Origin of the sequence: Salinivibrio sp. MA440 (assembly GCF_001996265.1) — a bacterium.
Taxonomy (GTDB): domain Bacteria; phylum Pseudomonadota; class Gammaproteobacteria; order Enterobacterales; family Vibrionaceae; genus Salinivibrio; species Salinivibrio costicola.
This window is the reverse complement of record NZ_MUFI01000025.1, coordinates 43,394-49,794: the sequence shown is the minus strand read 5'-3', so window position 1 is coordinate 49,794 and position 6,401 is coordinate 43,394. Positions and strand designations below refer to the sequence as shown.

Here is a 6,401-nt window from a genome sequence, read left to right as displayed (position 1 = left end):
AATGGCGACTTTTTTCGGCTTTCCAGCGGCGACTAATCGGGTATACGTCGCTTTAAAAACAGGATTACATTGCATCGCAGACATCATCGCCATATACAACACGGTACGAACTTGAGCACGTCCACCTTGGATCACCCGTTTGCCTTTATATCGCCCACTTTCTTTTGTCACGGGTGCAACACCAATGAGTGATGCCGCTTGTTTGTTAGTTATATAGCCCAGCTCAGGGACGTTACTGATGATAGATGCTGCCGCAATGCTGCCAATGCCAGGCACGCTTTGTAAGAGCGTATTTTTAGTCTGATATTCAGGGCATGCTTCAATCAACTTCACGAGTTTTTGCTCGATGTTGGTGATTTGATTTTTCATCGCAGTGAGCATGGGTTTGATGGTTGAATGCAAGGTTTTGGGCAGTATCTGCAAGCGGTTCTTTTCCATCGTTTGCATAGATAGTAGCTGGTTTCTCCTGATGACTAAGTCACTCATTAGACGTATATTTTCCGCCTTGATAATGGTGATTTCAGGCTTAATGGCGTCGCCATAATGTGCGATTAACTCAGCATCTAAGCGGTCATTTTTCGCTCTGCGGCCAATGGCGCCGGCGAAGCGTTTAATGTGCACAGGGTTGGCGCGTAAGATGGGTAAATTGGCTTCAATACACGCGAGCACAAAGGGCATTTCTAATCGGCCAGTGGCTTCAATGATGATGCGCTCAGGCTGATATGGCTTGATGATTTTCAATGTATCTTTAATGCCTTTATCAGTGTTTGGCACAGAGAAGAAGTACGCAGTTGGTCTGACGTAGATGTCGAGTTGCGCTTTACCGGTATCGACGCCGATGTTGATGCTTTGCTTGGGTGCAGTATTCATAATAAGCTAACTCTTGTTTGCGTAATACGGGTTCGAGACCCAGTCGAGTATTCGAGTTTGGTACTTGGAGTTCTAAGGTGCGTTCATGTTTGTTATCGGTCTCTCGACAGAGGAGCCAGCGTTCAATCGAACTGCACATTAGAAAGCTTTAGTTGCAGCTAAAGCCTGGGTCTCACTTTACCCAAATACGGGTGAGATTATCCATACAAACGCTTCAAGAGGGACAGCCAACGCACGGCATTTTTACTATGCGTTGGTTTTGGTGATTACGGTGTTATGCGGAAAGTTAGTAGTAGCGTTGGCTGCCCCTTAAGTGGGCATTAAGCGTACAAAATTAGACGACTTGGAGGTAACGGTAGGTATTGAAGCGAGAGCAGTGATCTCGTTCGGATTGGAAGTGAATATTGAAATGAAAGCGAAAGCCATAATGGAGGTAGTTATGGAAAATCTGATCGTATTTACTACATGCGTTTGGTGCGGGGTGGCGTTTCTGCGGGCCTGGTGGGACACTTTCAATCCGAGCGAGAGATCAGTAATTGTGAATTGCCTTCCCGATCCAGGAGAAACGAGAGGAGGTTCGATTCCTTCTCCCCGCACCATAATTTACGTAGCGCGCTTTGTAGCAGTGGCGCTTAACACATATGAGCCCTTCTCCGGTCACATATGAGCCCTTCTCCGGTCAATAGGCAATAGCATTTTTTTGGCTGCGCCAGCAGCCAATGCTCTCGAACAGCAAAGTCGTCTACTTCGTTCTGTCATTTCCGCCATTAAGTCATTGCTTACGGCAAACACATATAGAAGGTCTCTTACTGCGGTCTCACCGCTGCCTGCCAATCCTGTGACAGGGCCATTAGACATTATTCGGTTAACCCAAGCAGGCGCTATTCAAAAAGAAGGCTAAACGTTTGTTTTCCAGTTATCTTCAGGCTCAGTTTGGGTGTAAGCAACTTTGTTGTTCGCTTGTGTGCGCAACAATGGGGCGGCTAATCAAAGCAAAGGGGCTTGGACAACCATTGGTACAGCAGACCATTGGGGCTTAATGCCCAGTGAACTCAGTCAGCAGCGTGCTCCTTCTCAGCACCAGTTAGACGTTCAGCTCACCCCATTGTGCGACTTACTCGGGTAAGAACTTGTGTTCGTCAAACACGGTTTTGTTCCTCAACATGAAGTAAACGCAGCGTCCCAGCTTGTGGGCGAGTGCAGAGAGTGCTTTGGCTTTACTCATGCGCTTTTGTAATCGGTTTAGGTATTTCCTGGCCTTTTCATTGCCGCGAAGATAAAGCACCGCCGCTTCAGAGAACGCCCATTTAAGGTGTGCGTTACCGATTTTGTTGCCATTGGTCCCGTATTGTTTTCCCGCAGATTCGGCTTTGCATTTAATCAGTCGCGAATAAGACGCGAACTGTTGGACAGTTGGAAAACGTTGGATGTTGCCAATTTCATACAAGATAGTTAGTGCCAGAATACGGCCAATGCCAGGGATGGTTTGTAGCAGTTGGTAATCTTGCGGATTATGTTGTTTGGCATTTTGCTCGATGAAGTGTTCAACGCTTGCCAGCTCTTTGGTGTAGAAGGCAATCACGTTCAAATCGATATCGAGATTGCGGTTTATTGCTGGTTCGTTGAAGCGGTTGCGAACCTCCTCTCTGGCGCAGGGGTAGCGCAGTTGGAGGTTAGGTGCAGGATGATTGTACTGACTAAAGGTGTTGGAGACATGGGCTTTCAAATCAGCGCCGTGACGCATGATTTTGGTTCGGCGGCGAAGCAAATCGCGAGTGGCCCTCATCGCTTTTGGATAGACATAAGCCAGCGGAAAGTTACCCCCCCTGAGAAGAGAAGCAATCTTATAGGAATCAATGCGGTCGTTTTTGGTTTTRCCGCCGTGAATGGCTTTCATGTATAAGGCATGGCCGAGCACAAAGTCAAAGGCGTAATCGAGGCAAAGGTCACTCACCCAATACCAGCAATGCATACACTCGACGCCGACAACAATTTGGTCTTGAAAGGGCGCAAGAATGTCTAAGAGTGCGTCAGGGTTGGCGTCAACTTTCTTATGAACCACGGTGTTACCCGCAGAATCAATGATACAGACGTAAAGAATGCGCGCATGCAGATCGATGCCGCAGTAATAATCGTGCTGTTGGTTATAAAATCTCATGAGTCTTCTCCTTTTTGGATTTGTCGCCTTCCAGCTTAGCCTGCTGGTTGAGCTGGAGGAGAAGGCTCAATGAGTATCAAGGCCAGTCACGGCGACGGATTTTTCTTTGCGGCTGCGCCTACATTACAAAGCCGCGCGTGCTGGCGGCGTTAAGTGTCTAAAGAGTCGAGTATGGAACTAGATACTAAATCGAAATTGAAGCGATATATTGAGCGTGAAAATATTGCTAGCGTTCTAAACAACACTAAATGGGAGCGCCTTTTTAAAGAGCTTCAGGAAATCGAATTCACGCTAGATTTTCAACGCAAAGACTTAGATGAAACTGAACCAAGCCCGGATTACTGGGATTCTGACCTATATCATGTCATGGGGGCGTGGGAGCAAATAGAGTGGCTTAATATCAGAGCTTTAATCAGTCGTCCTAAAGGGGCTTTGATTAAGCCGGAAATAGAAGATAACACTCAATTATTAATAAAAGCATTGAGGCAATCTGGTGTACCTTATTGCATATACAATGATGGCATAAGAATTTATGGTTATTTGCGTCCAGGAGTTAGCCCTGAGTGGTTCAGTACTTAACAAGCGGCTCCAACGGAAAAATTTCCACTGTCACCTTTTGTACAAAAAACACGCAAAAAGCCGCCATCAATAATTTGCTCGGTGAGCCGGGCGTTAGCAGCACAAATGGAGGAATAAACATGGTTACACTATCAAAGCGCCTTTCCTGCTTTGCAGCACTAATTATTTGTATGGTGATGATGGGGCTGGTGCATGCTGAAACCGTTGAAGGAGCCACCTACTCAATAATTTCCGACAACGAATTTCGGGACGTGAAACGGAGTGTTGATGTGAGGTTGGACAGGAAGGTGTCGGCTGAGGCGTTAAGAACGATAGCTATGGAATTAAAAAATATGGAGCGCAAGAAATATGACCGGATTTTTATTGCTTATTACCTTCCAAATATGAAGGTTGGTTCAGGTGCCTGGGCAACAACGCATTTCGATCCCGAATTAGAAGTGAAAATCCTTGGGCTTACTGCTGAGGAAGAAGAGAAGATGGTGCGTGCTGCAAAAAGCACACCTCGTGATGTGGTAGGCATTTGGATGGATGATAGGCCATACGTGGGCGCAACGGTAACAATATATCGCGAAAACAACAAACTGTATTTGGAATCGAAATATAAGGATGGCAGTGGTTCCACCGAGGAAATGACTGAATCCCAATCGACTGTTGGTTCAAAGCTCGTGGAAAAGGGTGGCAACCCCCATGGGGAGTACTTTGTGCTTGATAAGAAAGGAAATCTACAAGCTGGCGACAATAATGGAATTTTCTTGAAATACAAAAAACTCAAATGAACAAATTAATTGCTGCTAACAATCATATACACTCGGACAACAAAAAGCGCTGCTCCTCGTTCCTCATCGCTATACTTTTTGTTGCCGGTGATGTGAAGCGTTAGGGAGTATCCAATTGAAGCTTAACGATAGGTCACCTAAGTCGAAAGAAAAGTTTGCCGACAGCTTGATGGCGGTTGCGAACACGATTCATGGCGCAGTCCTTGTCAGCATCTTCGTCTTTCCGCTTACGGCATTTCTAACGGCAATCTTCGGAAACCAAGAGCCTTTTTCTTTTATCGCAATAATTCGGAGAATGACATGGGCGAATGTCGGGTTATTTGCACTTGTCTATCTTTTGCCCATCTTGGCCGGAGTAAAGGCTAAAGAGAAAGCAATGGACTTGTACGATGAAGTGGCTAAATCAAGTCCCTAACAAGTGTAGGCACGGCGACTCCGGCTCCATTCCGTGGGCGCGCATGCTGCAAGCGTTAAATTGTTTATGAATCGAGAGTTAATGAATACCTGCAACGAATGCGGTAGTGCCTATCGACCTGAGGCTTCTGAGATGGCCGCACTGTGTCCTGAGTGCACTCACCGCTTATACGGCTACAAAAATTGCCCACACGAAATGGAAAGTGGGCGTTGCAAGATATGTGGGTGGGATGGCTCTGTATCCCCGTTCCTTAAATACCAGAATCAAGGGCAAGAACTCTAATGACATCGGGGTTGACTGCCAATTTAACAAAGCCAGGCAGTAGGACGCTCGCAAGCTCGGGCCTCTGCTGGCAGCGTTATACCCTTAGGAGGATAAATGAACTTCGATGAATCAAATAATCCGACAGTAGACAGATTGGCTGCTATGTATGATGAATTAGAAAGCCTAGGGGGATTGTCGGAAGATCTTGAACGAGAATCTTCTGTATTATCAGTGATAAAAAATTTTAATTCACGATTTAAAGATCAAGCATGGGTACTTAATGATTACTTACCTTTGGCGCATTGCGAAGAAGCGGTAACGTTAGCGGAGGGTGGCAACCTATCTGAAGCTGAAAAAGTACTGATAAAAGGGGTCAATGATGGCCTTTCACTTTTCATGCAACACCTATCAACGGCTAAAGAATTTAAACAACGAGAAGTAATTCTTAACAACGCAAAAGAACTACAGTTACAAAAAAACTATGGAGCAGTTGTTCCTCTTTTGTTGATGGCTATTGATGGAATATCTAATGATATTATGAATCTTGGGCTATTCGCCCAAGATTCAGACATAGGTGTATGGGACTCTATATGCCAATATGACGATGCTTTCACTTATTTACAAAATAATTTTCTTACCAAAAGTAGAACTAAAACAAATTTCGATGAAATATTTTTTCCTTTCAGAAACGGGGTTTTACATGGTAGGGATGTAAATTATGCGAATGCAAGTGTATCGGCTAAATGTTGGAATATATTGTATGTTTTACGTACTTGGTATCGTGATAAAAAAGATGAATCTTACAAAAGGCGCAAACTTTATGCTGAGTTAAATATTTCGACAGAAAATGAAAAATTGAAGCTTTACTTAGAGCAGTTTGATAAGCGCGCGAATGATCTTTTATTTATAGAAAGGTCAGGTGCGTCAGAAATAGCAAATTTTTTTTTGGAAAGCTGGAAGAAAAAGCAATGGGGGAAAATTGTGCTTCATATGTACGATCTATCCGGTAAGCATCAAGGGAAATCAGCAAGTGAAGTTAGAGAAACATACGCTAACTTTGAATTGATCGATTATAGGTGTATAGGAGGCAATTGTGACACTCCTAGCAGCGTTGTCTTAGATGTTTATTTGACTATCTCTTTCGTAGGGCAAAGAGAGGAGCATTTGGTAAAACTTCGGTTAAACTATTCATCTGACGACCTCCTACCTTTGCCAATGAATCATCCTGATGGTAATTGGGGGATTGTACAAAACTCATTGTCATCAATACTGTTTGGACGGGTATAACAAATAAGAATAAGTGTCGCGCAGCCGACACTTTATTTGGGTGTTGAACAAG

At 44.6% G+C, this 6,401-nt stretch carries 7 protein-coding genes; 5 read left to right on the top strand and 2 right to left on the bottom strand.

Features of this window, described 5'->3' with window-relative positions; translation table 11 throughout:
* Positions 1 to 870: IS110 family transposase (locus tag BZG80_RS15975; protein WP_198532939.1), on the bottom strand; the 870-nt coding region annotated here is incomplete at its 3' end.
* A 949-nt stretch (positions 871 to 1,819) separates the two neighbouring features.
* Here BZG80_RS15975 and BZG80_RS15900 point away from each other — a divergent pair.
* A complete protein-coding gene (locus BZG80_RS15900) occupies positions 1,820 to 1,996 on the top strand; it encodes a hypothetical protein (protein WP_158011542.1) in 177 nt (58 codons plus the stop codon).
* Here BZG80_RS15900 and BZG80_RS09395 read toward each other — a convergent pair.
* Complete coding sequence (locus BZG80_RS09395) at positions 1,985 to 3,028, bottom strand: IS110 family transposase (protein ID WP_077679200.1); 1,044 nt, start codon at positions 3,026 to 3,028, stop codon at positions 1,985 to 1,987. The genes BZG80_RS15900 and BZG80_RS09395 overlap by 12 nt on opposite strands.
* A gap of 171 nt (positions 3,029 to 3,199) precedes the next feature.
* Between BZG80_RS09395 and BZG80_RS09390 the strand changes: the two genes are divergently transcribed.
* The 4 genes from BZG80_RS09390 (at position 3,200) to BZG80_RS09370 (ending at position 6,349) form a co-directional block, all read left to right on the top strand.
* Positions 3,200 to 3,607, top strand: a complete 408-nt coding sequence (locus tag BZG80_RS09390; protein WP_069589958.1) for a DUF6678 family protein — start codon at positions 3,200 to 3,202, stop codon at positions 3,605 to 3,607.
* A complete protein-coding gene (locus BZG80_RS09385; RefSeq protein ID WP_131827552.1) occupies positions 3,592 to 4,383 on the top strand; it encodes a 2-hydroxyacyl-CoA dehydratase in 792 nt (263 codons plus the stop codon). Before BZG80_RS09390 ends, BZG80_RS09385 begins: the two co-directional genes overlap by 16 nt.
* A 115-nt stretch (positions 4,384 to 4,498) precedes the next feature.
* On the top strand, positions 4,499 to 4,798 hold the full coding sequence (locus BZG80_RS09380; protein WP_077679198.1) for a hypothetical protein: 300 nt from the start codon (positions 4,499 to 4,501) through the stop codon (positions 4,796 to 4,798).
* A 378-nt stretch (positions 4,799 to 5,176) separates the two neighbouring features.
* Complete coding sequence (locus BZG80_RS09370; RefSeq protein ID WP_077679197.1) at positions 5,177 to 6,349, top strand: hypothetical protein; 1,173 nt, start codon at positions 5,177 to 5,179, stop codon at positions 6,347 to 6,349.
* Positions 6,350 to 6,401: the final 52 nt, after the last annotated feature.

Bases quoted from the DNA above. Each gene is read 5' to 3' on its own strand.
- BZG80_RS09390 (WP_069589958.1), top strand. From the start codon at position 3,200: ATGGAACTAGATACTAAATCGAAATTGAAGCGATATATTGAGCGTGAA.
- BZG80_RS09370 (WP_077679197.1), top strand. From the start codon at position 5,177: ATGAACTTCGATGAATCAAATAATCCGACAGTAGACAGATTGGCTGCT.